Annotated in this window: 23 protein-coding genes and 2 pseudogenes; 15 read left to right on the forward strand and 10 right to left on the reverse strand. The window is 71.0% G+C overall.

All coding sequences use genetic code 11. From position 1 onward, the window contains the following. The first annotated feature begins 12 nt into the window (after positions 1-12). The 3 genes from KCH48_RS02315 (at position 13) to KCH48_RS02325 (ending at position 2901) form a co-directional block, all read left to right on the forward strand. A complete protein-coding gene (locus KCH48_RS02315) occupies positions 13-333 on the forward strand; it encodes an L-rhamnose mutarotase (RefSeq protein WP_210569857.1) in 321 nt (106 codons plus the stop codon). A gap of 15 nt (positions 334-348) precedes the next feature. After that, on the forward strand, positions 349-1782 hold the full coding sequence (locus KCH48_RS02320) for a BNR repeat-containing protein (protein WP_210569859.1): 1434 nt from the start codon (positions 349-351) through the stop codon (positions 1780-1782). 90 nt (positions 1783-1872) lie between these two features. Continuing rightward, positions 1873-2901: a LacI family DNA-binding transcriptional regulator gene (locus tag KCH48_RS02325; RefSeq protein ID WP_210569861.1), complete on the forward strand. Its 1029-nt coding sequence runs from the start codon at positions 1873-1875 to the stop codon at positions 2899-2901. Between the two features lie 104 nt (positions 2902-3005). On the opposite strand, the gene KCH48_RS02330 is transcribed toward KCH48_RS02325, so the two are convergent. Continuing rightward, positions 3006-3206, reverse strand: coding sequence for a DUF5999 family protein (locus KCH48_RS02330; protein WP_210569863.1), 201 nt, complete (start codon positions 3204-3206; stop codon positions 3006-3008). 149 nt (positions 3207-3355) lie between these two features. Between KCH48_RS02330 and KCH48_RS02335 the strand changes: the two genes are divergently transcribed. Then, the gene (locus KCH48_RS02335; protein ID WP_210569865.1) at positions 3356-4186 is read left to right on the forward strand and encodes a pentapeptide repeat-containing protein; all 831 of its coding nucleotides are present in this window, start codon (positions 3356-3358) and stop codon (positions 4184-4186) included. On the opposite strand, the gene KCH48_RS02340 is transcribed toward KCH48_RS02335, so the two are convergent. Further along, on the reverse strand, positions 4148-5653 hold the full coding sequence (locus KCH48_RS02340; RefSeq protein ID WP_210569866.1) for a cytochrome P450: 1506 nt from the start codon (positions 5651-5653) through the stop codon (positions 4148-4150). The two genes, KCH48_RS02335 and KCH48_RS02340, sit on opposite strands and share 39 nt — an antisense overlap. A gap of 108 nt (positions 5654-5761) precedes the next feature. On the opposite strand from KCH48_RS02340, the gene KCH48_RS02345 reads away from it, so the two are divergent. Both KCH48_RS02345 and KCH48_RS02350 read left to right on the forward strand, forming a co-directional pair. Beyond that, on the forward strand, positions 5762-6370 hold the full coding sequence (locus KCH48_RS02345) for a TetR/AcrR family transcriptional regulator (protein ID WP_210569867.1): 609 nt from the start codon (positions 5762-5764) through the stop codon (positions 6368-6370). Between the two features lie 94 nt (positions 6371-6464). Next, positions 6465-7190 (forward strand): DUF2470 domain-containing protein, encoded by a 726-nt coding sequence (locus KCH48_RS02350; RefSeq protein WP_210569869.1) that lies wholly within the window; start codon positions 6465-6467, stop codon positions 7188-7190. Here KCH48_RS02350 and KCH48_RS02355 read toward each other — a convergent pair. The 3 genes from KCH48_RS02355 to KCH48_RS02365 all read right to left on the reverse strand — a co-directional run bounded on the left by KCH48_RS02355 (position 7158) and on the right by KCH48_RS02365 (position 10794). Further along, the gene (locus tag KCH48_RS02355; protein ID WP_210569872.1) at positions 7158-8348 is read right to left on the reverse strand and encodes a lactonase family protein; all 1191 of its coding nucleotides are present in this window, start codon (positions 8346-8348) and stop codon (positions 7158-7160) included. The two genes, KCH48_RS02350 and KCH48_RS02355, sit on opposite strands and share 33 nt — an antisense overlap. A gap of 98 nt (positions 8349-8446) precedes the next feature. After that, a complete protein-coding gene (locus KCH48_RS02360; RefSeq protein WP_210569874.1) occupies positions 8447-9493 on the reverse strand; it encodes a hypothetical protein in 1047 nt (348 codons plus the stop codon). A 44-nt stretch (positions 9494-9537) separates the two neighbouring features. Beyond that, entirely contained in the window at positions 9538-10794 is a 1257-nt protein-coding gene (locus KCH48_RS02365; protein WP_210569876.1) for an FUSC family protein, read from the reverse strand. A gap of 361 nt (positions 10795-11155) precedes the next feature. Between KCH48_RS02365 and KCH48_RS43105 the strand changes: the two are divergent. The 6 genes and pseudogenes from KCH48_RS43105 to KCH48_RS02390 all read left to right on the forward strand — a co-directional run. Next, a pseudogene (locus KCH48_RS43105) lies at positions 11156-11251 on the forward strand (hypothetical protein); the annotation flags it as partial. Positions 11252-11360: 109 nt separating this feature from the next. After that, the gene (locus KCH48_RS43110; protein WP_307840777.1) at positions 11361-11819 is read left to right on the forward strand and encodes an erythromycin esterase family protein; all 459 of its coding nucleotides are present in this window, start codon (positions 11361-11363) and stop codon (positions 11817-11819) included. 56 nt (positions 11820-11875) lie between these two features. Next, on the forward strand, positions 11876-12775 hold the full coding sequence (locus KCH48_RS02375) for a DUF3626 domain-containing protein (RefSeq protein WP_210569878.1): 900 nt from the start codon (positions 11876-11878) through the stop codon (positions 12773-12775). Between the two features lie 92 nt (positions 12776-12867). Beyond that, positions 12868-13848, forward strand: coding sequence for a phosphotransferase family protein (locus KCH48_RS02380; RefSeq protein WP_210569880.1), 981 nt, complete (start codon positions 12868-12870; stop codon positions 13846-13848). Positions 13849-13885: 37 nt separating this feature from the next. Further along, entirely contained in the window at positions 13886-15175 is a 1290-nt protein-coding gene (locus KCH48_RS02385; protein WP_210569882.1) for an ROK family protein, read from the forward strand. A gap of 147 nt (positions 15176-15322) precedes the next feature. Then, complete coding sequence (locus tag KCH48_RS02390; protein ID WP_210569884.1) at positions 15323-15544, forward strand: hypothetical protein; 222 nt, start codon at positions 15323-15325, stop codon at positions 15542-15544. A 239-nt stretch (positions 15545-15783) separates the two neighbouring features. Here the strand turns inward: KCH48_RS02390 and KCH48_RS02395 are convergent, their stop codons facing one another. Further along, positions 15784-16818, reverse strand: coding sequence for a PHP domain-containing protein (locus tag KCH48_RS02395; protein WP_210569886.1), 1035 nt, complete (start codon positions 16816-16818; stop codon positions 15784-15786). Positions 16819-16936: 118 nt separating this feature from the next. On the opposite strand from KCH48_RS02395, the gene KCH48_RS02400 reads away from it, so the two are divergent. After that, complete coding sequence (locus KCH48_RS02400) at positions 16937-17173, forward strand: hypothetical protein (RefSeq protein ID WP_210569888.1); 237 nt, start codon at positions 16937-16939, stop codon at positions 17171-17173. 92 nt (positions 17174-17265) lie between these two features. Beyond that, entirely contained in the window at positions 17266-18126 is an 861-nt protein-coding gene (locus tag KCH48_RS02405; RefSeq protein WP_210569889.1) for a DUF1963 domain-containing protein, read from the forward strand. Between the two features lie 18 nt (positions 18127-18144). Here the strand turns inward: KCH48_RS02405 and KCH48_RS02410 are convergent, their stop codons facing one another. Beyond that, positions 18145-19362: a GNAT family N-acetyltransferase gene (locus KCH48_RS02410; protein ID WP_210569892.1), complete on the reverse strand. Its 1218-nt coding sequence runs from the start codon at positions 19360-19362 to the stop codon at positions 18145-18147. A 245-nt stretch (positions 19363-19607) separates the two neighbouring features. Continuing rightward, a complete protein-coding gene (locus KCH48_RS02415) occupies positions 19608-20456 on the reverse strand; it encodes a family 16 glycosylhydrolase (RefSeq protein ID WP_210569894.1) in 849 nt (282 codons plus the stop codon). A 192-nt stretch (positions 20457-20648) separates the two neighbouring features. On the opposite strand from KCH48_RS02415, the pseudogene KCH48_RS02420 reads away from it, so the two are divergent. Continuing rightward, a pseudogene (locus KCH48_RS02420) lies at positions 20649-21456 on the forward strand (IS5 family transposase). 4 nt (positions 21457-21460) lie between these two features. Here the strand turns inward: KCH48_RS02420 and KCH48_RS02425 are convergent. Both KCH48_RS02425 and KCH48_RS41935 read right to left on the reverse strand, forming a co-directional pair. Continuing rightward, on the reverse strand, positions 21461-21934 hold the full coding sequence (locus KCH48_RS02425; RefSeq protein ID WP_210569895.1) for a hypothetical protein: 474 nt from the start codon (positions 21932-21934) through the stop codon (positions 21461-21463). Between the two features lie 89 nt (positions 21935-22023). Next, complete coding sequence (locus tag KCH48_RS41935; protein WP_307840778.1) at positions 22024-22707, reverse strand: VanZ family protein; 684 nt, start codon at positions 22705-22707, stop codon at positions 22024-22026. Between the last annotated feature and the right edge of the window lie 166 nt (positions 22708-22873).

Genomic DNA, 22873 nt, shown 5'->3' on the forward strand with positions numbered 1-22873 from the left:
AAAGGGGTGTTGATGCAGCGCGTGTGCTTTCTGCTGAAGGTCCGGGCGGACCGCCTCGACGAGTACCGCGAGCGGCACACCGCCGTGTGGCCGGAGATGCTCGACGCACTCTCGGCCACCGGCTGGCACAACTACTCGCTCTTCCTGCGTGAAGACGGCCTGCTGGTCGGCTACTTGGAGACCGAGGACTTCGCCGCCGCCCAGGCCGGCATGGAGGCCGCCGAGGTCAACGCCCGTTGGCAGGCGGAGATGGCGCCGTTCTTCGAGTCCCTGGACGGCGCCCGACCCGACGAAGCGATGCAACCCCTCACCGAAGTCTTCCACCTAGCCTGAGCCGGAGTCGCTGTTATGAGAAGACGTGCCTTGCTCGGTACGGCCCTGCTGGCCTCCGTCGCCGGACCCGGCCTCGGCGCCGGCACCGCGAGGGCCGCCGACCCCGGCCCCTCCGTCACCCGGACCGGCACCACCACCCTCGACACCCGGGCCATCTTCTTCGTCTCCTACGACGGCCTGGTCAACAACAACTCCTTCCAGAAGAACGGCCTGCTGACCTACAAGGGCTACCAGTACGCCGTCTGGTACACCGCCGACCGCAACGCCGTCGTCGGCCGCCGCGCACTCGGCGCCGCCACCTGGTCCACGGTCAATGTCGGCCACACACTCCGCTACAACGACTCCCACAACGTCATCTCCATGGGCGTCTCCAGGACCGACGGCCGGCTGCACCTCAACATGGACTCCCACAGCGACGGCTTCACCTACGTCAAGTCGGCCGCCGGGCTTCTGGACAACCCGGCCGGTCTCAGCTGGACCGCGAGCCGCTTCGGGGCACCCCAGTCCACCCTCGACGGGGTGGCGCTCACCTCGCAGTTCACGTATCCGCAGTTCATCTCCACCCCCGAGGGCAGGCTCCAACTGAGCTACCGCGTGGCGATCTCCGGCAACGGCCGCAACGCCCTCGCGGAGTACGACGGCACGCGCTGGACCAACCTCGGCGAGTGGACCAGCTCCACCGGCACCTACACCAGCGAGCACGGCTCCAGCACGGCCCGCAACATGTACCTGCACGGCATCGACTACGACCGCAACGGGCGCCTGCACGCCATGTTCACCTGGCGCGAGCAGAACAACGCCGTGATGTGCAACAGCGGCGGCATCACCAACCACGACACCGGCTATGTCTACTCCGACGACCGTGGCCGCACGTGGCGCAACAACGCGGGCACGGTGGTCGGCACCACCGGAAGCTCCGGCAGCGCCGACAGGGTTTCCGTCACCGATGCCGGACTGGTCGTGGACCCGCTCAACCCGGACCACTCCCTGATGAACCAGGAGAGCCAGTTCATCGACTCGGCCGGCCGCCCGCACGCCATCATCAGCTACGTACCCGGCCGCTTCGGCCAGTGCACCACGAACTATGTCGCCAACCGCACCGCCAACGGACGTGCCTTCCTCGTCCGCAAGAGCGCCTCCGGCCCCTGGCAGAAGACCGAGATCCCGGTCCCGCTGAACTCCAGTCAGCGCACCAAGCTGGTCATGGACAAGTACAACAACACTTACGCGATCTTCCCGTTCGGCCGGATCGCCGGAGCCTCCGCGGCCTCCGGACACACCGACTGGAGGATTCTGTTCGACGGCGCCGGGCTCAACGCCTTCGGTGAGGTCGTGATCGACGAGACGCGTATCGCGCAGGACAACGTGCTGTCGGTGATGTACCAGGAGAAGTCCAGCGGTACGACGCCCTCGGCGCTCCGAGTCGTCGACTTCCGGCTCCCCGCGTGACCGACGCACCACCGCACCACTGGTGGGGCGGCATGACGGTAATGTGAAGACCTTCCCGCCGCCCCTCGTTTATCTGGAGGTCCCTGCCTGATGGCCCAGTCGGTGGGTATCAAGGACGTCGCCCGCGCCGCCGGAGTCTCCGTCGGCACGGTGTCGAACGTGATCAACCGCCCGGACTCCGTCGCCACGGAGACCCGTGCCCGGGTGCTGTCCGCGATCGACCGGCTCGGCTACGTCCGCAGCGAGTCCGCGCGCCAACTGCGCGCGGGCCGCAGCCGGATCATGGGCCTGCTCGTCCTCGACATGGGCAACCCCTTCTTCGTCGACGTCGCGCGCGGCGCCGAGCGGGCCGCGCGCCAGGCCGGGCTCGGCGTGATGGTCTGCAACAGCGCGCAGAGCGCGGGTGAGGAGGCCGACTATCTGTCGCTCTTCGCCGAGCAACGCGTTCGCGGCGTCCTGTTGACGCCCACCGACGCCAGCGGCCGCAACATCGACGCGTTCCGCCGCCACGGCATCCCCTTCGTGCTGGTCGACCGTGTCGCCGAGGGCACCACCGAGTGCTCGGTCTCCGTGGACGACGTCGCGGGCGGCGCGCTGGCCGTACGCCATCTCGTGGACGCCGGGCACCGCTCCATCGCGTACGTCAGCGGGCCGCCCGGCCTCAACCAGGTGCGCGACCGTCGCACCGGCGCGCTCAACGCGCTCACCGAGGCGGGTCTCGGTCCTGGCGCCCTGCGCGAACTGCCCACCGAGCGGCTCGACGTCGCCGCCGGCCGCGACGCCGGCGCCCGCCTCCTCGGCCTCGCCGACCGCCCCACCGCCGTCTTCTGCGCCAACGACCTGCTCGCCCTCGGCGTCCTCCAAGCCATGTTCGCGGCCGGTGTCGGCGTCCCCGACGACCTCGCGATCGTCGGCTACGACGACATCGAGTTCGCCGCAGCCGCCGCCGTCCCCCTCACCTCGGTCCGCCAGCCCGCCGTCACCATGGGCGCCCTCGCCGCCGAACTCCTCCTGGAGGAAACCGACGCGGAAAGCACCGGCCCGCGACGACACGAGCACCGCCGAGTCGTACTCCAGCCGGAACTGGTAGTACGCCGCTCCAGCCTGTCGGCCCGCTGACCGAATGCCCGCGCCCCGGAAGGGGCGCGGGGAACTGCGCGACCAGCCACGACGGCGCCGCACCGGTCAAACTGGCTAGCACCCCGCCAGCACGGCCGGAGGCCTCACGCCGCGACGGCCAGCGCGCCAAGGATGCGATGCGGGTTCACGACCCGCCCGTCCGGCAACAGTTCACCGGTATCGTCGAAGACAATCGTGCCGTTGCACAGCAGGCTCCAGCCCTGTTCGGGATGGGCCGAGACGATCACGGCGGCGTGGTGGTCCGCGCTGTCGGCGGTGGGGCACGAAGGCTGATGGCTGCACATGATCTCTCTCCTCGATCCGTTGGCTCCTGCCTTGCCGGCTCGTATCTCTTTGGTAGCCGAGCTTGTTTTCTGTTGTATGTGGAGACCCCCACACCTCCGGAAATTCATCGGTGAGCTTTCCTTTCGGGGGCGGACATTAGGCTGGTCGCATGGAAGATCAACCCGGCGACCTCCTCGACCTGCGCGGAGACTGCGCGAACTGCTTCGGCCTGTGCTGTGTCGCCCTGCCCTTCACCGCCTCGGCGGACTTCGCGATCGACAAGGACGCGGGGACTCCCTGCCGGAACCTTCAGGACGACCACCGCTGTGGCATCCACGCCCGTCTCCGGCAGAAGGGCTTCACCGGCTGCACGGTCTACGACTGTTTCGGCGCCGGGCAGAAAGTCTCCCAGGTCACCTTCGGCGGACAGGACTGGCGCACGGGCCCGCGTGATCAGGCCCGCCGGATGTTCGACGTGTTCCCGGTCGTCCGCCAGCTCCACGAACTGCTCTGGTACCTGACCGAAGCCCTCACCCTGCCCGCGGCCCGCCCCGTCCACGCCGATCTGCGCCGGGCCCTGGAGAAGACCGAGGAGCTGACCCGCCTGACTCCGCAGGAACTCGGCGCGCTGGACGTCGGCGCCCACCGGCAGGACGTCAACGCCCTGCTGCTGCGGACCAGCGAACTGGTGCGGGCGGGTACGCGCGGCCGCCGGAAGGACCGCCGGGGCGCTGACCTCATGGGCGCCCGTCTCAAGGGCGCCGACCTGCGCGGCGTCAGCCTCCGCGGCGCCTACCTCATCGCGGCCGACCTGACCGGCGCCGACCTGCGCGGGGCGGATCTGATCGGTGCCGATCTGCGGGACGCCGATCTCACGGACGCCGACCTGACCGGCGCGTTCTTCCTCACCCAGCCCCAGGTGAACGCGGCCAGGGGCAGCGCGGGCACACAGCTGCCGCCGTCAGTCGCCCGCCCCGCGCACTGGACAGGGAGCCTCTGACCGAGGAGGAGGAGCCGGCACCGCCTTGCGCCGCGGCTCCAGGTGCAGCCGCAGCCCCTCCGGCATCAGCGTCAGCCGCTCCGTCACCCGCAGCCGGTACGCCGGGTCGGCCCGCAGTTCGTAGCGGCGCAGCAGCAACCCCAGCACCAGCGTCGCCTCGTGCAGCGCGAACTGGCGGCCGATGCACGCCCGCGCCCCCGTGCCGAACGGCTTGAAGGTGTGCGCGGGACGGGACCGTACGGCCGTCGCGTCGAAGCGGTCCGGGTCGAACCGCTCGGCGTCGTCGCCCCACACCTCGGGCTCGCGGTGCAGCATCGGCGTGAGCACCAGCGCCCAGGCGCCCCGCCGCATCGGATGCTCTCCGGCCAGCACCGTGTCCTGGCGGGCCTCGCGGGCATAGGCCGGCGCCGTCGGCCACAGCCGCAGCGACTCGTCCAGCACCCGGCGCACATAGCGCAGCTTGGCCACCTGGTCGTAGCCGGGTGCCTCCGAGCCGCCCCAGACGCGGTCCACCTCGGCGCGGGCGCGGGCCGCGACCTCGGGGTGCCGGGAGAGATAGTGCAGGGCGAAGGAGAGCGCGCCGGACGTGGTCTCGTGGCCCGCCACCAGGAAGGTGATCACCTGCCGACGGACGTTCTCCGGGGACAGCCGCTCGCCGGTCTCCGGATGGGTCGTGTCCAGCATCCGGTCGAGCAGGTCGCCGTCCCCGCGTCCGGAAGCGCGGCGGGCGTGCACGATGTCGTCGACCGTGCGGTTGAGGACGTCCATGTCGGAGTCGTTGCGCCGGGAGGCACGTTTGAGCAGCAGCGGAGCCAGCGGTGGCGGCACGGTGTTGAGCCGCTGGGCGTAGGAGAGCGTGCCGATCATCGCCGTGACGAAGGGGTGCGGCCGGGATCGTTCGAAGGAGCCGAAGTCGTGCCCGAACCCGGTGCGCGCGATCGTCTCCAGGGTCAGCTTCGTCATGTCCCCGGGCACGTCCACGGCCCGGCCCGCCGCGAGCTCCCGGTCCCAGTGGTCGGTGAGCCGCCCGGCCACGTCCAGCATCATCGGGTGGTAGCCCGCCATGGCCTCCCGGCTGAAGCCCGGGGCCAGGACGTCGTGCGCCAGCTGCCAGTTGGGCTCGTGGTTGTACGCGGTGAACAGCCCGTCCCCGACGATCGGCCGCAGGTTGGCGATCCCGAGGCCCACGTGCTTGGCGAAGCGTGTCTCGTCGGAGAGGTCGGCCGTGAGGCCCGCGCCCCACACGAACACGATCTCGTTGGCGAACGCCTTGCGCCGGAAGATCGGCCCCAACTGCCGGGCGTAGCGCAGGGAGTCCTGCAAGGGCTTGGTCCTGCTGGCGCCGAGCACATCGCCGAGCAGCGGGAGCCGGCGCGGGGGATGCGGAATGCGGTGCAGCTGAGGCCAGCCCTGCTCGGCGCTGCGGAACCCCTTCGGCACCGCGGCCCTGGTCGTCGTCTCCGCCATGACGCGATCTCCCTTGATCCAGCGGTGCGTTGAGCGTGTTGTACGCGGGTTCAACAACGCGATCCAGTCTGGTCCCGCTATTGAATCGACGTCAAGTAGAGTGCGGACATGGCCGCTGAACAGAGCGGGCCGATACGCCGTCGGCTCAGTACCGAGGAGCGCCGCGAACAACTCCTCGGTGTCGGGGCGCGGTTGTTCTCGGAGAGTCCGTACGACGACGTGTGGATCGAGCAGGTCGCCGAGATCGCCGGGGTCTCGCGCGGACTGCTCTACCACTACTTCCCGACGAAGCGTGACTTCTTCGCGGCGGTCGTGGCGCGGGAGAGCGAGCGGATGCTGCGGATGACCGCGGCGGCGCCGGGAGTGCCGGTGCGCGAGCAACTGGCGGCCAACCTCGACACGTACCTGGCCTATGTCGAAGCCCACGCGCACGGCTTCCGCGCCTTCCACCGGGCCGACGCGGCGGGGGACCAGGCCGTGCGCCGCATTTATCAGCGTGCCCTGGGAGCCCATGAGCAGCAGATCCTGGCGGTGCTGGCCGAGGATCCCGAGTTCGGCCCCGTCGCTCGGGAGCGCCCTGATGTCCAACTCGCCGTGCGCGGTTGGCTGGCGTTCACGACGGCCGTCTGTCTGGAGTGGCTGCGGGGCTCGGACCTCTCGCGGGAGCAGGTACGGGACCTGTGCGCACGGGCCCTGCTGGGTGTGCTCGGGCCCTGAATTCTCATCGCCGCCGCACAGGTTCGCGTGACCTGGTTGGCGTGCGCCCCGATCTTGGGTAAGTTAGGCAAGGCTTACCTAAGGAGGTTTGGGGATGGGTGACAGCCAATCCTGGACGGCCGCGCCTGCCGCGGCGGAACGGGCCCGTTCGCTGCTCGCCACCGCGTGGTCCTGCGCGGTGACCGCGGACGGCGGCCGGGAGGAGTTCGTCGGCGCGCACTCCGTGGACGACGACGGACGGGTGCTCCTCAGTGTGCCCGAGGACAGCGCGCTGCTCGCGGCGGCCATCTGCGCGCCCCGCGGCGAGCCGTCCGCCGTCCTGGAGTTCGCCGACGTCGCCCCCGTGCCCGTACGCAGCCGGATCCGCGCCCGGCTCTGGCTCGCCGGCTGGTTCGTCCCCGAGGGCGACCTCCTCGCGTTCCACGCCACGCGCGTGGTGCTGCGGCAGCCCACCGGCGCCGTGGTCGTCGACCTCGACGAGTTCGCCGCCGCCGCACCGGACCCGCTGGCCACGGCGGAGTCCCGGCTGCTGACGCACCTCGCCGACTGCCACGGCGACGCCGTCGAGCGGCTCACCCGGCTCGTCGAACCCGAGAGCCTGCACGGCGCGGTGAAGGTCCAGCCCCTCGCCGTCGACCGGCACGGACTGACACTGCGCATCGAACGCACCCGCGCCCACGGCGACGTACGACTGGCGTTCCACCGGCCCGCCGACGACGTCGCGCAGCTCACCGAGCGCATGCACATCCTGCTCTCGCAGGCCAGCGCCGCCTCCTGCCCCCGCGCGCTACAGCGGCAGCGCACAGACGGCGACGGGTGAGGCGAACGGGTCGCCCGCGAGCCGCAGTTCACCGCTTGCGGCGTCCACGTGGAACACGCTCACCGTGCTCGACCTCTGATTCGCCGCGAACAGCAGGGTCCCGTCCGGCGCGAGGGCGATCTGCCGGGGGAAGTCACCGGACACCGGCACCGTGCCCAGCAGCCTGAGCCGGGCGCCGTCGGCCTCGATCGCGTAGCGGGCGAGGCTGTTGTGACCCCGGTTGGCGAGATAGGCGTACGCGCCGTTCGGTGTCACCACGATCTGCGCCGGGTAGCTGGTGCCCTCGCCGGTGCCCGTGGACTGCGGCTCACCGATGGTCAGGCGGCCGGAGGCGCGGTCGTATCCGCACACCGAGACCGTGTCGTCCACCTCGTTGGCCAGGTAGGCGTACCGGCCGCCCGGGTGGAAGGTCAGGTGCCGGGGGCCCGCGCCGGCGCGCGTGTGGGCCTGGGAGACCTCGGTGAGGGTGCCTGCGCCGGTATCGAGGCGGTAGGTGTAGACGGTGTCCGTGCCGAGATCGACGGCGAGGACATGGCCGCCGTCGGGACTGGTGACGAACTGGTGGGCGTGCGGGCCCTGTTGACCCGGGCCCGGGGCCGGACTGGTGTGCGTGACCAGGTCGGTGCGCTCGCCGAGTGCGCCCGAGGTGTCGATGGGGTGCACGGCCACACTGCCGGAGGCATAGTTGGCGCTCAGCAGCCAGCGCCCGCCCGGATGCACCGACAGATGGCAGGGGGCCCCGCCGCCGGTGCTCCGGCTGCCGAGGATCTTGTGGTCGGACAGCCGGACGGCGGTCACGGCACCGTCCTCGCGCTCGTTGACGGCGTACAGCGTGCGGCCGTCCGGATGGAGCGCCAGATACGACGGGTCGCCGACGTCCTCGATGGTTTCCTCGCCGGTGATCCGGCCGGTGGCGGCGTCGTACGTCGCCAGGCCGATGCCCTTGCCGCCGCCGTCGACCGAGGTGTACGTGCCGAGGTAGAGGGGGCGAGGGCCGGAGGGCTTGGCGGCCTCGCGGGGTGTGCTCGCGCTCGGCTCGGGAGGTGTCGTGTCCGCGGCGGGCGCCGGGGCCTTGTCGCACGCCGGGAGGGTCATCGCGGCGCCCGTTCCCGCGAGCGCGCCGACGAACCGGCGCCTGCTCAAGCCACCACTGCTCATGTCCACACCTCAGGTCGTCGGTCGTCCCGACAGCCACCCTCGCGTGGATCACCCTTGGCATGCAAGAACAGCACCGTGCGTTGCAGGCGCCGCAACGGTCACCAGTCGCCGTCCTCCACCGCTTTGCCGGGCGCGTCCTTGAGGGGCTTCACCTGGCCCGGCGACGGCTCCTGCCAGGGCTCGTGGTCGTCACCGATCCAGTCGCCGACCGGTTTCACCCCTTCCAGGGTGTCGGTGGGTGCGAGGTCCTCCGCGTCCTGGTCGAAGTAGTCGAACCACGGCAGGCCCGCGTTCGTGTAGGCCGCCCGGTCCACGGGTGACGGCGGCGGGACCTCGCCGGTGATACGGCGCCATTCCGGGGGCGTCACCAGATGGACGTAGACCCGCCCGGCGGGCTCCTCGGACCAGTCCGTCGCCGGCCGGTCGTCCTGGTAGACCTCCTGGCGCATGGAGCCGCCGACGCCCAGCCCCATCGCCGCGGCGGGCCGCGCCCGGCCGGCCGGAGCGGCGCCGGGAGCCGCGGGTGCCGACATCGGCAGCGCGGCGCCGAAGCCCCCGGCCGCCTGCCGGGACCGCACCGCACGCTCGGCCCGCAGCCGCTGCTCCTCGCGCCACACGGCCAGCGCCCCCTCGTTCAGCGGGAAGGACTGCAGCTGTACGCCGCCCCAGACCTCCTCGCCGGTGACCTGCCCCTCGACGGTCGCCCCCATCCCCAGCGGCACCGCCACGAACTGGCGGACCGTGCCCTTCCCGGAGTTGATGCCGTCCAGCCAGGGCTGGCGGGGGAGCACCACGTAGTTCTGGGGTGTGCGGGAGAGCCGGTCGCTCCACGGCCGGCCCGAGACGGCGCACACCTTTCCGACGCCGACCTGGAGGGCGGCCGGTTCGGTGGTGCCCGCGAAGCTCAGCCACATCGCCTCACGCAGGTACACCGGCAGCATCACACCGCCGCGCGAGCGCCACTGCCCGGGCACGGTGTCCGGATAGTCCGCCACACGCCGGACCGGGAACTCGCCCAGCCCCGGCGGCAACGCGTGCGTGCCCGTCTCGGGCAGCCGCAGCGTACGGATGAACCGCACCGCCACCCCGCGCGGCAGCCGCAGCGTGTTCCCGTCGATCCGCACGGTCGTGTCGGCATCGGTCATCGGCCCGCTCCCTCGTATCGGGTGCCGGCCCGTCCCGGCGTCCCCTACCGGAAACGCCCGCCCATGCCGGTACGGTTCCGCCACAGCTGTTCCTGGACGCCCAGACGTTCCCGCAGCCGGGTCAGACGCGGCATCCGCTCGCGCTGGTCCTGCGACACCCGGTCCAGTTCCTCCAGCAGCCGACGTGTGCGGTGCTCGGTGTCGAGCTCGTCGAGGATGCGGTTCACCTCGGTCAGGACGGCGCCGAACAGCTGCCAGTGCCGGGTCTCGCGCTCGGCCTCCTCGCGCAGCAGCTGGGCGAGCTTGTCGCGGGTGGCCGCCGCGGTGTGCAACTCGGCGGTGAGCCGGGCCTCAGCCGACTCGGCGTTGGCGCTGACGCTGGTGGTCACCAGGACGGCGAAACTGACCACGGCGTCGGCGATCTCGGCAAGGAGCTGTTCCACCGCGGCACCCGTCGGCGGCGTGAACAGCGGCTCGGGCTCGCGTTCCTTGGCCAGGTCGGTGAAGCTGCGGGCGAGGACGCGCAGGACGACCGTGCAGATCTCCAGCGTGTCCAGGCCGGTGCGCAGCACGACCCGGTGCAACAGACCCTCCCGCACGCGCGGGTTGAGCCGCAGACTGTCCTCCGCCTGCCGCAGCGCCGCGTCCACCTCGACGATGTCGTGATCGAGCCGGCGTGCCTCGTGCAGCCGTGCGGCCGTCCGCTCGACCGGGGTACGGCCGGCCACCTCCTCACCCATGCTCAGCATCAGCTGCCGCAGCCGGCGGGCCAGCCCCTCGATGGACTCACCCGCCTGGTCGACCCACACCGGCGGCGCCAGCAGCAGATTGAAGCCGAGTCCGACGACCGCGCCGATCAGCGTCTCCACCACCCGCGCCCATGCCGTGTCCCCGACGGTCGTCACACCGAGGACCAGCATCGCGCTGATCGCGACCTCGGGGACGTACTCGTCGACCCGCACCAGATGTCCCACCCCCAGCGCGGCGAGGATCAGCAGGGCGAGACTCCACCAGGTCAGCCCCACCAGCAGGCTGAAGGCGATGGCCACGAGGACGCCGGCCACCACGGAGTTCACCCGGCGGATGCCGTTGGTGAGCGTGGCGTAGAGCGTGACCTGGACGACCAGCAGCGCGGTCAGCGGCGCGGTGAGCGGCAACTGCTCGGGGCTCAGGCGCAGCGCGATGACGTAGGCGATCGTCGCGGCGGCGGCCGACCGCAGCGTCTGGACGACGACGGGGTCCCGGCGCCGCTTCTTCACCAGGCTCTCGAGGGACTCCGTCCGCTCACGCACATCTCGCATCCCTTGGGATCTTCCCTTCCTCAGGCGCATCGAACGTACTGAGGAAAACCCCCGCTGTCGCGCTCCGGATGTCCGCGTCCGAGGACGGTGGACGGCCGGATGGTGCCGGCGGGGCCGGGCAGCGACAGCCTTGGATCATGAAATGGCATCGGACCGGAACAGTCCTGACCCGTCGAACCCGGCGGCGGCACCGGCGATCTGCGCCCCCTCGACCGGATGATCGGGGACGCGCAGGTGGTCGGCGTCGGGGAGCCAGCCATGGCTCGCACGACTTCTTCGCCCTCAGGGACCGCGTCTTCCGCCACCTCGTCGAGGAAAGGGCTTCCGCACCTTCGCCCTGGAGGCCCCCTGGAGCACGGGCCTGCGTCTCGACGCCTACGTGCGGCATGGCAAGGGCGACCCGCGGCGCATCATGCGCGAGGAGTTCCAGCGCGACTACCTGTGGTGGAACAACACCGCCTATCTGCGGCTCGTCGAGTGGAAGCGGGCGTACAACGTCCGGCATCCCGGCGACCAAGGCCTACATCGAGCAGTACCTGAGCAAACCGTATGCGGAACGGCGGGAGATGGCCGAGCGCACCGGCGAGGCGCTGGACCTGCTGCGCGGCCAGGGCCCCGGCGCGGACCGGACGGCGTACGACCGTGCTGTGCAGAACGCCAATGTCGTGTGGTGGCAGCGGCACACCGGTACGAAGGTGCTGCTGTCGGCGCATGACGAGCACGTCGGCTATGTGGCGGTCGATCCCGCGTCGAACCCGAAGACGCAGGGCGCGTTTCTGCGGGAGACTCTCGGCGCCGGGTATGTGAGCGTCGGCGTGACCTTCGACCGGGTGCGTCACCGCGACTACGTCGTGGACCTGCGGTCGGTCGGATCGCCGGCCCGCGAGTGGCTGGCGAAGGCCCGGCCGACGCGCACCATCGGCACCGCGTATCCGGACGGCCCGAACGACATCGTGCTGAGGCGCTCGCACGACGTCCTGATTCACCTCCACGAGGTGGAGACTTCGACGCTGCGGGACGTCTAGGGAGGTCTCCTGGGACTGTGGATCGTTTCCTAGGTAGCCCGCGGGAGGGGAAGCCAGTGGAATTCGGGGACGTCGGGTCATCGCGGGCGCGGGCGGCGCTGGGGCATGTGGCGGGCCGTTCCGCCGGGCCGGCCGTCGACCGGGAGCTGCGCATCACACTCAACTTCCACCCGGACCGGCTGGTCGGCGGCGCCCCCATCCTCGAGGCGCTGGCCCGGGACGGCACGTACCACTCGCAGTTCGTCACGGGCGTGAGCAACGGCGGCCTCACCGCACATCCCGGCGGCGACCGCTGGCGCTGGGAGAGCCGGATCTTCGGCGGGGCGTACGACGACGCCGACTCGCAGGACCGGCCTGTGTACGGCGCTCTGAACTTCCGGCGCCAAGTGGTCGGCGCAGCCCCACGGTTCGGGTCCTCGCACCTCCGGCTGACCGGCGCCACGCTCGACCGCGCCACCTTCTGCTACCCCGACAGTGCGGCCGAGCCCGCCGACTTCGGCGTGGCCGCCGGAATGTCCCTGATCGCCCTGGCCGAGGCGGACCGGCAGGACGCGCTCAACGACTACATCGAGGCGCAGGTCCACGGCGGCGTCGTCCTCGCCCGGGACGTGGAGGCGCTTGTCCTGGACGCGAGCTACCGGGGCACCGCGGTCGAGGAGGCGGCCCGCGCGCTGCCCTTCCCGCTCGAATGGCACCCCGGCTACCGGCTCACCGTGGCGGAGTTGCGCGGCCATGCGGACTACCGCGGCCCCGAGTACGCCGACCTGGGCGCCCGGATCGCCGAGGAGGCCCGCCTCGACCCGCGGATCATCGGAAACGCGGCCCGCACGGGACACCACGACCTCCAGGACCTGAAAATGGTGTGGCACACCCTCGCCCGCTTCGGCGCACCGGAGGGAGCGGGTACGGCCAGTGTCGGTGGCCGTACCCCGGGAGCGAGGACGTCCAGCACATAGGCGCGGGCGACCCGTTCGGTGCGCGGCGCGTTCCGTACCCTGTAGCGGACGTGTACGCCGCAGGGTGTTCGAAGGGGAGGGGTGGGCGCACGGTGGTGGACTCATGGGAGCGGGCGCGAAACGTCCTGGAGGCGGCGCAGATCCCGCCCGACCGCCTCGCTCACCTGCGCCCGCTGCACGGCGGCACGTACAACACGGTCGAGGAACTCCGGCTCACCGACGGCACCCGCTACGTCCTGAAGATCCCACCCGCTCAGACCACGCCCGGCCTGCGCCACGAGCGGGAACTCCTCGTCTCCGAGGCCGAGTTCTACGACGGGGCCGCCCAGGCGGACGTATCGGCGCCGCGCGTCGTGGCGGTCGGCGGGGACGCGGGCGCACGTCATCTGCTGATGACCGCCTGCCCGGGCGACCCGTGGGACGATGAGCTCACCGAGGCCGAACGGGTCGCCCTGCGCGCGGAGTTGGGCCGTCAGGTGGCGCGGCTCCACCGGGTCACGGGCCCCGGCTTCGGATACCCGTCCGGCGCCCTCGGCCCGCTCGCCGGCGACTGGCGGACCGCGTTCACCGGCATGCTCGACGCCGTACTCGACGACGCCCGCGACTACCGCGCCCGGCTGTCCCGCCCCGCCGACGAGGTGGCCCGTATTCTCCGGACCGCCTTTCCCGCCCTCGACGAGGTCGACGTCCCGTACCTCGTCCACTTCGACCTCTGGCAGGGCAACATCCTGGTGGACCGCTCGACGGGGGCGGCCCGTATCGGCGGCCTCATCGACGGGGAGCGCATGTTCTGGGGCGACCCGCTCGCCGACTTCGTCTCCCTGGCGCTGCTGGATGACATCAAGAAGGACGAGGACTTCCTGGCGGGCTACCGGGAGGCCGGGGGCCGCGCCGTCTTCGACACTCCGGCCCGCCTCCGCCTCGCCCTCTACCGCAGCTACCTCTACCTGATCATGATCACCGAGACGGTCCCACGGGCGACGGGCGAGGAGCGCGACGGCTGGGTCCAGACCGTGGTCGCACCCGAACTCCTCCTCGCCCTCGACGAGATCCAGGAACTGGCCGCTCGCTGACCCGACGAGGGTCCTCAAATCAGATCGAGGGAACCACATGGCGGGGCGGAACGGGCGCACGGTACGCGACCTGAGACGGGCCAACCGTACGGCCGTACTCCAACGGCTGTACTTCGACGGACCCCTCAGCCGCTTCGAGCTCGGCCCGGTGACCGGGCTCAGCTCCGGCTCCGTCAGCAACGTCGTCGCCGACCTGGTCGCCGACGGCCTGCTGGAGGAGGCCGGCAGCGTCGACTCCGACGGCGGCCGCCCGCGCACCCTGCTGCGCGTGGCACCCGGCAGCGGCCACATGATCGGCGTCGACGTCGGCGAAACCCGGGTCCGCATCGAGCTGTTCGACCTCACCCTCACCGAACTCGCCCGCACCGAACGCCCGTTGACCCATCAGGGCTACGACGTCGAGGTCATCGTCGGTCACATCCGCGACGGCATCACCGAGGTGCTCGCGACCGCCGAGATCGCGCCGGAACAGCTGCTGGGCGTCGGCATCGGCGTCCCCGGCATCGTCGAACACGCACCGGACCGCGGCACCGTGGTCCACGGGCAGACCATCGGCTGGGACGCGGTCCCCCTCGAAGCGCTGCTCCGTGACGGCTCCCCCCTGCCCGACACCGTCCCGTACTTCATCGACAACGGCGCCAAGACCCTCGGCCAGGCCGAGATGTGGTTCGGCGCCGGACGCGGCGCCCGCAACGCGGTCGTCGTGCTCTTCGGCTCGGGGGTGGGCGCCTGCCTGGTCACGCCCGAGGCGGAGCACGGGCGGGCGGTGGAGTGGGGCCATCTGACGGTACGGGTCAGGGGGCGCCGCTGCCGGTGCGGTGCGCTCGGTTGCCTGGAGGCGTACGCGGGCGCCGAGTCGCTGCTCGAGCGGTGGGGCGAGCAGGGCGGGCGCCCGCCGGCGGACACCGATGAGGAGACGGCGCTGGCGGCGATGCTGGCCGCCGCGTATCCCGCCGGGGGCGGTGCGGCCGACCCGGTGGCGCTCGCCGTCCTGGAGGAGACCGCCGAGTACCTGGGCGCCGGGCTGTCCGACCTGATCAACCTCTTCCAGCCCGAGCGCATCCTCATCGGCGGCTGGGCCGGGCTCCAGCTCGGCGCGCGGTTCCTGCCCGCCGTACGGCGCCATGCCGTGTCGTACGCGCTGCGCCACCCGGCCGAGCGGGTCACCATCGACCTCGGCCGGCTCGGCCCCGACGCGGTCACCGTCGGCGCCGCGATCCTGCCGCTCGCCGACTTCTTCGCCCGCGGCGGCCGCCGCGCCGAGCCCGTACCCGAGGGTCCGGCGCCCGCCTGGCGCGCGGCGCTTCGGGAGCGGGCTCCGCAGTGAGGTTTCGCCGGTGACCGGCGGAGGTACTCGGGGGCGCCAAGCGCTCCGCGGGGTGCCGTGATGGGCCGTCGTTCGTCTGCGGCTTCGCTGTGGCTGGTCGCGCAGTTCCCCGCGCCCCTACGGGGCGCTACGCGAAGGGAGGACGCCATGGCTGACGACCGACGCGAAGGTCCCGTGCCGCGGGATCCGCAGGACCAGCAGTCCGACACGGGCGACGACCGGTGGGAGGTGCCGCCCGAGAACGCGACCGACGACACCGACGAGGCCGAGCTACCTGACACCGACGAGGCAGGCACCGGCCGCCAGGGCTCCCCGCAATCGGCCGGCGTCCACCCGGAACAGCCGGTACCGGACGAGCCCTCCGGGTGACGTTGCGGCTCGCCCGGTGCAAAAGGAAAGCCCCGACCGGACGGGGGAATCACGGTCGGGGCGGCCAAAGGGTGGGCACGGATGGCGGTCGCCTCTCGGCGAAAGGCTCCACAGGGCTTCAGCCGAACGATCGTCCCTGTGGGCAAAAGGTGAGGCCCGGGGACACTGTCCCATCCGCACCCACGGTCTGTTCAACGGGGAACCACCTTGGGCTGTTCCGGCGCCCGCGGTGATCTGGGTCACCCGGGCAGCCGACGCTCCCCGGCCCAGGTCAGCAGGTCGTCCACCGGCCAGGTGGTGACCACGCGTTCCGCGGGCACCCCGCACTCCTCGGCCCGCGCGCAGCCGAGGATCTGCCAGTCCAGCTGGCCCGGCGCGTGCGCGTCCGTGTCGATCGAGAAGAGCACGTCCGCCTCCACGGCCCGGCGCAGCAGCCGCCGCGGCGGGTCGAGCCGCTCCGGACGACTGTTGATCTCCAGCGCCGTACCCGTCTCGGCGCACGCGGCGAACACCTCGTCCGCGTCGAACCGCGACTCCGGCCGCGGGTCGCTGCTACCCCGCCCGATGACCAGCCGTCCCGTGCAGTGCCCGAGGATGTCCGACAGCGGATTGCGTACGGCGGCCACCATGCGGCGCGTCATCGCGCGGGCGTCCATCCGGAGCTTGGAGTGCACCGACACCACCACGACGTCGAGCCGGTCCAGCAGCTCCGGCTCCTGGTCCAGCGAGCCGTCCTCGAGGATGTCGCACTCGATGCCGGTGAGGAGCCGGAACGGCGCCCACTGCTCGTTCAGCTCCGCGACCACGTCCAACTGTGCGCGCAACCGGTCGGCGGACAGGCCACGAGCCACGGTCAGCCGGGGTGAGTGATCGGTCAGGACCGCCCACTCATGCCCGAGCCCTGCCGCGGTCCGGCCCATCTCCTTGATTGAACTGCCGCCGTCCGACCAGTCGGAGTGAAGATGGCAGTCACCCCGCAGCAGCGCCCGCAGCCGTTCACCGCCCTCGGTCTGCGGACCTCCCGCCTCGTCCTCCAGCTTCCGCAGATATCCGGGCACGTCGCCGGCCAGCGCCTCCCGCACCACCTGCGCCGTCTTCGGGCCGACCCCCTTGAGCTTCTCCAGCGACCCGCCGTCCGCCCGCGCACGCACCTCGTCCTCGGACAGCTCGGACAGCACCTCGGCGGCGGTGCGGAAGGCGCGTACGCGGTACGTCGGCGCAAGGGACCGCTCCAGCAGGAAGGCGATCCGTTCCAGGGCCTCGACGGGATCCATCGCCACCTCCTCCTCCAGGGTTGCCCAGTGCCGCAGGGAACGCGACCGGTCGTTTCGCCCCGCTTCAAGGGCGGCTCAAATGGTTCGCGACGGCCGGATCCGCTCTACGCTCTATTGCATGACCGAAGCAGCGAGCCCCTACATCTCCCACCCCCGGATCATGGTGCTCGGGGTACAGCCGGGCACGCCGCCGTTCCGCATCGTGGAGATCGACGGAGAAGTGGTCGGTGAGGCCAAGACCGTCACCGACGTGCTCCAGGCAGCCGCCGCCTGGGGCATCACGGTCCACGACCTGGACGACCCGGACGTGGTCCGCTGGGTCGGCGGCGACAAGTTCACCTGGCGGATGCACTAGCACCGCGACCTCGTGCGCACCCGCCGCGGTAGCCGCGGGTGGGGAGCACCCTGCGCCACGCCTGTGTCAGCGCCTCCCTCTACGGTTTCCCCATGACTCCAGAGATGCGGGACCGGTTAAGACCCTTCCATGACGAGGCGATCGCGCGGGGCATACCCGCCGGCGACGTGGAGCGATGGCTGGCCACCGCCCGCCCCTGCGTGACGCTGACCCCGGACGGGGACGGCCCGGTCGTGGGCCACTTCGGCGGTCCGCTCCTGCTTCCGGCCGATACCCCGGACCCCGCCCACCCCTACGTCGCCTCCCTCGACCTCGCGGCCCTGCCCGCCGACGCGACGGACCTGCCCCTGCCTCCCGACGGCCGCCTGCTGCTGTTCGCCTTCCCCGAGACCGCCGACGATTACAAGACCATGGGCAGCGTGGTGTACGTCCCCGCCGGCTCGGCCGTGGTGGAACGGGACCGGCACGCCTGGAACTCCCTCGACTTCGAGGACGAGGAAGAGATGTTCGAGGCGTTCCCGCAGGGCCCACTGCGGGCGACGTCCCATGTGTCGCTGCCCCACCACCAAGCGGTCGAACTCCCCGGCCGCCCGGGGAGCGTTCCGCTGCCCGGGCATCCCCGCTCCGAGGAACTCGTCGCGGTCTGGAAGAGCCTCCGTGACGACATCGCCCCCGAGGGGCCGCTGCAGATCGGGGGATACGCCGATGAGGAGGCCATCTACACCGACCCGGTCGCCATCGCCGTGACCAGAGCCGTGAAAGCGGTGGAAGCGGGCCGGTGGGACGAACCGGTTTCGGATGACGTCTCGGACTGGCTGCTCCTGGCCGACTGGCAGGCCGGCATGGACGTGGCGGGCTGGGAGAGCGCCACCGTCCACTGGGTGATCCAGCGCGAGGACCTGTCCGCGCGGCGCTTCGACCGCGCGTTCGCCTCGGTCTTCTGGAACCCCTGAACAAGATTAATCCAACCGTCAGAACCAGTGCAGGCAGTGCGGGGAGCGCTCTGCGCGGAAGAGTGCGTCAGCGAGGGTCGCAGCGCCCGGGTGGTGGGCCCGGATGTGTCCGGCACGCACGAGCGTGCTCGGGGCAGTGCCGCCGAGGTAGACGGAGCCCAGGTCGCCGATGTTCAGGGACAGGTCGGGCTTGCGGTCCGTCGGGACGCAGTCGGCCTTGCCGTCCCGGACGGTCAGCAGGTAGCGGTCGTGTTCGCCGAGGAACGGGTCGTCGATGTCGAGGACCAGCTCGCCGTCCATGGACCAGCCGCGCGCGGTCAGCGCACGCGGGACGTCCAGCAGCCGCACCCAGAGCCAGTCCATGTAGCCGCTCACCTCGCCGGCGCGGATGTCCGCGAACTGCCGGCGCAGCGGGTGCTCGGGCGGGACGTGCTGGAACACGACCTGAGAGACCAGGTCGTGACCGAGCGCGAAGCGGGCCAGGGCCGTGAAGACGGCGTCGTCGGTGGTGATGATCTCGTCGACCGTCAGGGTGCCGGACTCGACCGAGTAGCTGGCGTACCCGTCCGGGACGCCGTCGGCGTCCCGGTGCACGGCGATGTGACGCGGCGCCGGCGAGATCGGGGGCTGCCCGGCGCGCAAGGCCCACCAGCGGTGCGGCCGGGACAGTGCGCCGGGCTGGGCGCGGCGATAGCGGTCGTAGACCTCTTCCAGAATCTCGCCGCACTCGGCCCGGCGCAGTACCTCGACCGAGCCGGTCGCCGATGCGTGAGCCACTCCGCGCGCCCGGGGAACGGCGAAGGCGGCCTTGTGACGCGGCACCGTCAGCCGCGCCGTGTAGGTCGCCGGTCCGTAGCCGAACCTCCCGTAGATCGGGGCCTCGGAGGCCAGCAGCACGGAAAGGAACTCCCCGCCGGCCCGCAGCCCGGCGAGCTGATGCCGCATCATCGCGCTGAGTACGCCCTGGCGCCGGTGCGAGGGCAGGACGCCGACGGCGGTCACCCCGGGGGCCGGTACGAGGGTCTCACCGGGCAGGGTGAGCTCGAAGGCGTGCGTGGCGGCGGTGCCGACGGGCCGCCCGTCCGCTGTCAGGGCGAGCAGGCAGCGGTCCATCTCGAGCGCCGACCACCACAGCCCGCCGCCCTCGACCGGTGTTTCCGGGAAGCGCCCGAACGCGGAATGGACGGTGTCGACGAAGACGTCGAGATCCTTGTCGGTCGTGGGACGGATCTCCATCGCTGCTGCCTCCCGGGATACCGGCACCACGACGCGTGATGTCCGGCCACAGTGCAGCGCCAACCCGTGGCAAGGGCAAGCGAATTACGGCCGGGCCCGCGGCCGCATCGACGGCTACCACTCTGTGGTGGACGCCAGTCGACTGCGGTTCGGCCGCGCCCCGAAGGGGCGCGGGGAACTGCGCGACCAGCCACGACGGCGCCGCAGCGAACCGACGGCCCATCGCGGCAGTTCCAGCGGAGCGCCTAGTCGCCCGTGGTCACCGAGACGTGGTCCACCACCAACTGCTGGGGGAAGACCGTGGAGCCGTCCGGGTCGCCGGGCCAGTAGCCGCCGACCGCGAGGTTGAGGATCAGGAAGAACGGCTTGTTGAAGACCCAGGCGTTGCCGCCGAGGTCGGCGGGGGTGCGCCGCTGGTAGACGTTGCCGTCCACCGACCAGGTGATGGAGTCGGGTGCCCAGTCGACGGCGAAGGTGTGGAAGTCGTCGGCGAATGCCTGGCCGCCCGGCAGCGAGTAGGCCGCGCCTATGCCGCCCGATCCGGAGTAGCCGGGGCCATGGATCGTGCCGTGCACGGTCGAGGGCTCGAAGCCGACGTTCTCCATGACGTCGATCTCGCCCGAAGCGGGCCAGCCGACCTGCCCGAGATCGTTGCCGAGCATCCAGAACGCGGGCCACATGCCCTGCCCGCGCGGCACCTTGATCCGTGCCTCGACATGCCCGTACTGGGCCGTGAACTTGCCGGCGGTGTTGAGCCGTGCCGACGTGTACTCGCAGGTGCCGTACCAGCACTGGTAGTTGGCCGGGTTCTCACGGCGGGCCGTGATCACCAGATGGCCCTGGCCGTCCAAGGCCGCGTTGTCGGTGCCCGATGTGTAGTACTGCCGCTCGTGGTTGTTGACGTTGTCGCCGGTCTCGAGCTGCCACTTCGAGGAGTCGACACCCGCGTCGGCGGGCCCGTCGAAGGTGTCGGAGAAGGTCACGGCCCGGACGTCGGCGGGCTCCGCCCCGGCGGGGGCGACGGTGGCGGACGCGACCAGTCCGGCGGACAGGGCGGTGAGGAGGCAGATGCGGAGTGAACGTGGGGCGACCACGGCTGTCCCTTCCGTACGGCGTCCCGGCGTACGGGTGCGCCGACCGAGGTGGGGGGTAAGGGTGTCGCCTCTTGATTTAAGGAGTGAGATAACAGGGCGTCAATACCTTGGTACAGACCAAATGGTGCCCGGCGCGGCACCATGCCGTTCCGGTGCCGCGCCGACGGCTAGGCGTGGGCGCGGGTTGAGCCGTTGCTCCCAGACCGGACACCGAGGCGGGGTGGCCGCTGGCGGGACCATCGGGAGGTGATCGACGTGATCGCCTACACGTTCCAGACCGGGACCCAGTGGGTGCATCTCCCGGACAAGTACGGCAACTGGCGAGGCGTCTACAACCGGCTGCGGATGTGGGCCGTCGATGGCACCTGGGAGCGGGTGTTCACCGCCCTGGTGGCCCAGGCGGACGCGAACGAGGACCTGGAATGGGCCGTCTCGGTGGACTCCACCATCGTGCGCGCTCACCAGCACGCGGTCGGAGCCCGCAAAAAAGGGGGCTCCGACTGGCGAGCCGGACGACCATGCGGTCGGTCGCTCCCGCGGTGGACTGACCACGAAGATCCACCTCGCGGCCGACGGTCGGTGCCGGCCGCTGATGTTCGTCCTCACTGCCGGACAGGCTGGCGACGCACCCGCCTTCACGGATGTGATGGCCCGCTTGCGCGTTCCCGCCGCCGTGGACGACCCCGCACCAGGCCGGGCATCGTCCTGGCTGACAAGGCGTGCTCCTCCCGCGAGATTCGGGACCATCTGCGCAGGCGCGGTATCCGCGCGGTGATCCCGGAACGGGTGGACCAGCGGGCCAACCGGATACGACGCGGACGGGCCGGTAGCAGACCTCCTGCCTTCGATCGGGAGGCGTACAAGCAGCGCAATACCCGTCGAGCGGTGCATCAACCGTTTGAAACAGTGGCGCGGCATCGCCACCCGCTACGAGAAGACCGCGACCGTCTACCTGGCCGGACTCCACGTCGCAGGCATCTTCCTCTGGTCCACCGGGTGATCCGCTAGCTCAAGTGATGCTGTGCCCACTCAGAGACGCCCCTCAGCCGGGCGGCGGCTTTGACCGGGTCACCGGTTTGGGTGGGCTGGTTTACCTCGAAGTCGTGGCCGGTCAAGCCGCTCTCGTCCTCGACGATGCGAGCGATGCGATAGGCCAGCTCCATCACTTCCAACGCCGCCGGACCCGAGTGGCGGTAGGCGATCTCGATGTGGGCTGTATCGCCACAGTAGTCGAGCTGCACGCGTCCTGGCGGACCAACGGTCTCAAGGGTGAGGCTGTACAGGTACTCCTCAGACTCGACGGGACCAATGTCCCGCGAGACTCGTCTCAGGATTCGGTCCCACTCGTTCCGTTGCGTCTGAGTAAGTCGGAGCAGGGGCAGGTCGGCATCGGGATCAAAGTCGGCGTTGAGGTGGTCAAGCGTCTTCTGAAGCGTCAGGCCCGGCTGCACCCGCACGAGCATGATGTCGTAGGTCACCGGGTGAATGTATGCAACCTTCTGCTACTCGGCTACAGCGCTAATCCTGCCTCCAGAACTGACGCTCGTAGTGATCCAAACGATGGGCCCTAGGAGTGACGCTCCCTGGCATGCACGGCCCGGCTCATACGCCGCCCCAGGACGAAGTAACCGATCAGCGCGCCCGTGGTGTTGAGGATGACGTCGTCGATGTCGAAGGCGCGCCCTTCGACCATCACGCCCTGCACCAGCTCCACCAGCAGCATCACGGTCGCGGTCAGCAGGAGGATGCGCAGTGGCCCGCGGGTGCGCGGGGCGACGACGGGGGCCAGGATGCCGAACGGGATGCCGAGCAGCAGGTTGCCGCCGATCTGCTTCACGGCGTCACGCAGCTCCGGCTGGTCGAGATAGGCCTTGAGGGAGCGGCCCGGCCGCAGGTTGGTGTGGGTCAGCGCCTCCGAGGCGGGGGAGGGCTGCAGGGTCAGCCGGGCGAGCACGACCGCGAACGCCACCATGAGCACGAACGCGCACAGCACCGCCAGCAGCCGCGCGAGGAGGCGAAGTGGATCGCGTCGTTCCCGACGGGCGGACTGCGGCGCCGGCTTGGACTTCGGGGCCTGTCGGGTTTTTGGAGCCTGCTTGCTCTTCGCCGCCCCGGCCGCCCCGGTCGCCTTGGGTGTCCGCTTGAGCTTGGAAAGCCAGGCCGCCTTGAGGTCGCGCTTGGACGGGGGCGGCTCCTCGGACTTCGGCTCCCGCTTCGACTTGGGCGCCCGCTTCCCCTTGGGTACCCCCACGGACGCGGACGTGGCTGTACGGAGCCGGAACCCGGCACGGGATCGTGAGGCTGTACGGGCCATGCGGTCCTCCAGTCTTCAACTTCCCCTTGTTATAGGGCGGTTACCCGCGAACCGGCCGAAGATGCCGCCGCGCGATCCCGGGCTCCCGGTTTCCCCGCGCGCT

The sequence above is a fragment of the Streptomyces sp. GESEQ-4 genome (assembly GCF_017948455.1).
Lineage (GTDB): Bacteria > Actinomycetota > Actinomycetes > Streptomycetales > Streptomycetaceae > Streptomyces.

Excerpts from the sequence above, each read along its gene's own strand:
- KCH48_RS02315 (WP_210569857.1), top strand. The coding sequence starts at position 13 with ATGCAGCGCGTGTGCTTTCTGCTGAAGGTCCGGGCGGACCGCCTCGAC.
- KCH48_RS02320 (WP_210569859.1), top strand. The coding sequence starts at position 349 with ATGAGAAGACGTGCCTTGCTCGGTACGGCCCTGCTGGCCTCCGTCGCC.
- KCH48_RS02325 (WP_210569861.1), top strand. The coding sequence starts at position 1,873 with ATGGCCCAGTCGGTGGGTATCAAGGACGTCGCCCGCGCCGCCGGAGTC.
- KCH48_RS02330 (WP_210569863.1), bottom strand. The coding sequence starts at position 3,206 with ATGTGCAGCCATCAGCCTTCGTGCCCCACCGCCGACAGCGCGGACCAC.
- KCH48_RS02335 (WP_210569865.1), top strand. The coding sequence starts at position 3,356 with ATGGAAGATCAACCCGGCGACCTCCTCGACCTGCGCGGAGACTGCGCG.
- KCH48_RS02340 (WP_210569866.1), bottom strand. The coding sequence starts at position 5,653 with ATGGCGGAGACGACGACCAGGGCCGCGGTGCCGAAGGGGTTCCGCAGC.
- KCH48_RS02345 (WP_210569867.1), top strand. The coding sequence starts at position 5,762 with ATGGCCGCTGAACAGAGCGGGCCGATACGCCGTCGGCTCAGTACCGAG.
- KCH48_RS02350 (WP_210569869.1), top strand. The coding sequence starts at position 6,465 with ATGGGTGACAGCCAATCCTGGACGGCCGCGCCTGCCGCGGCGGAACGG.
- KCH48_RS02355 (WP_210569872.1), bottom strand. The coding sequence starts at position 8,348 with ATGAGCAGTGGTGGCTTGAGCAGGCGCCGGTTCGTCGGCGCGCTCGCG.
- KCH48_RS02360 (WP_210569874.1), bottom strand. The coding sequence starts at position 9,493 with ATGACCGATGCCGACACGACCGTGCGGATCGACGGGAACACGCTGCGG.
- KCH48_RS02365 (WP_210569876.1), bottom strand. The coding sequence starts at position 10,794 with ATGCGAGATGTGCGTGAGCGGACGGAGTCCCTCGAGAGCCTGGTGAAG.
- KCH48_RS43110 (WP_307840777.1), top strand. The coding sequence starts at position 11,361 with ATGGCCGAGCGCACCGGCGAGGCGCTGGACCTGCTGCGCGGCCAGGGC.
- KCH48_RS02385 (WP_210569882.1), top strand. The coding sequence starts at position 13,886 with ATGGCGGGGCGGAACGGGCGCACGGTACGCGACCTGAGACGGGCCAAC.
- KCH48_RS02390 (WP_210569884.1), top strand. The coding sequence starts at position 15,323 with ATGGCTGACGACCGACGCGAAGGTCCCGTGCCGCGGGATCCGCAGGAC.
- KCH48_RS02395 (WP_210569886.1), bottom strand. The coding sequence starts at position 16,818 with ATGGATCCCGTCGAGGCCCTGGAACGGATCGCCTTCCTGCTGGAGCGG.
- KCH48_RS02400 (WP_210569888.1), top strand. The coding sequence starts at position 16,937 with ATGACCGAAGCAGCGAGCCCCTACATCTCCCACCCCCGGATCATGGTG.
- KCH48_RS02405 (WP_210569889.1), top strand. The coding sequence starts at position 17,266 with ATGACTCCAGAGATGCGGGACCGGTTAAGACCCTTCCATGACGAGGCG.
- KCH48_RS02410 (WP_210569892.1), bottom strand. The coding sequence starts at position 19,362 with ATGGAGATCCGTCCCACGACCGACAAGGATCTCGACGTCTTCGTCGAC.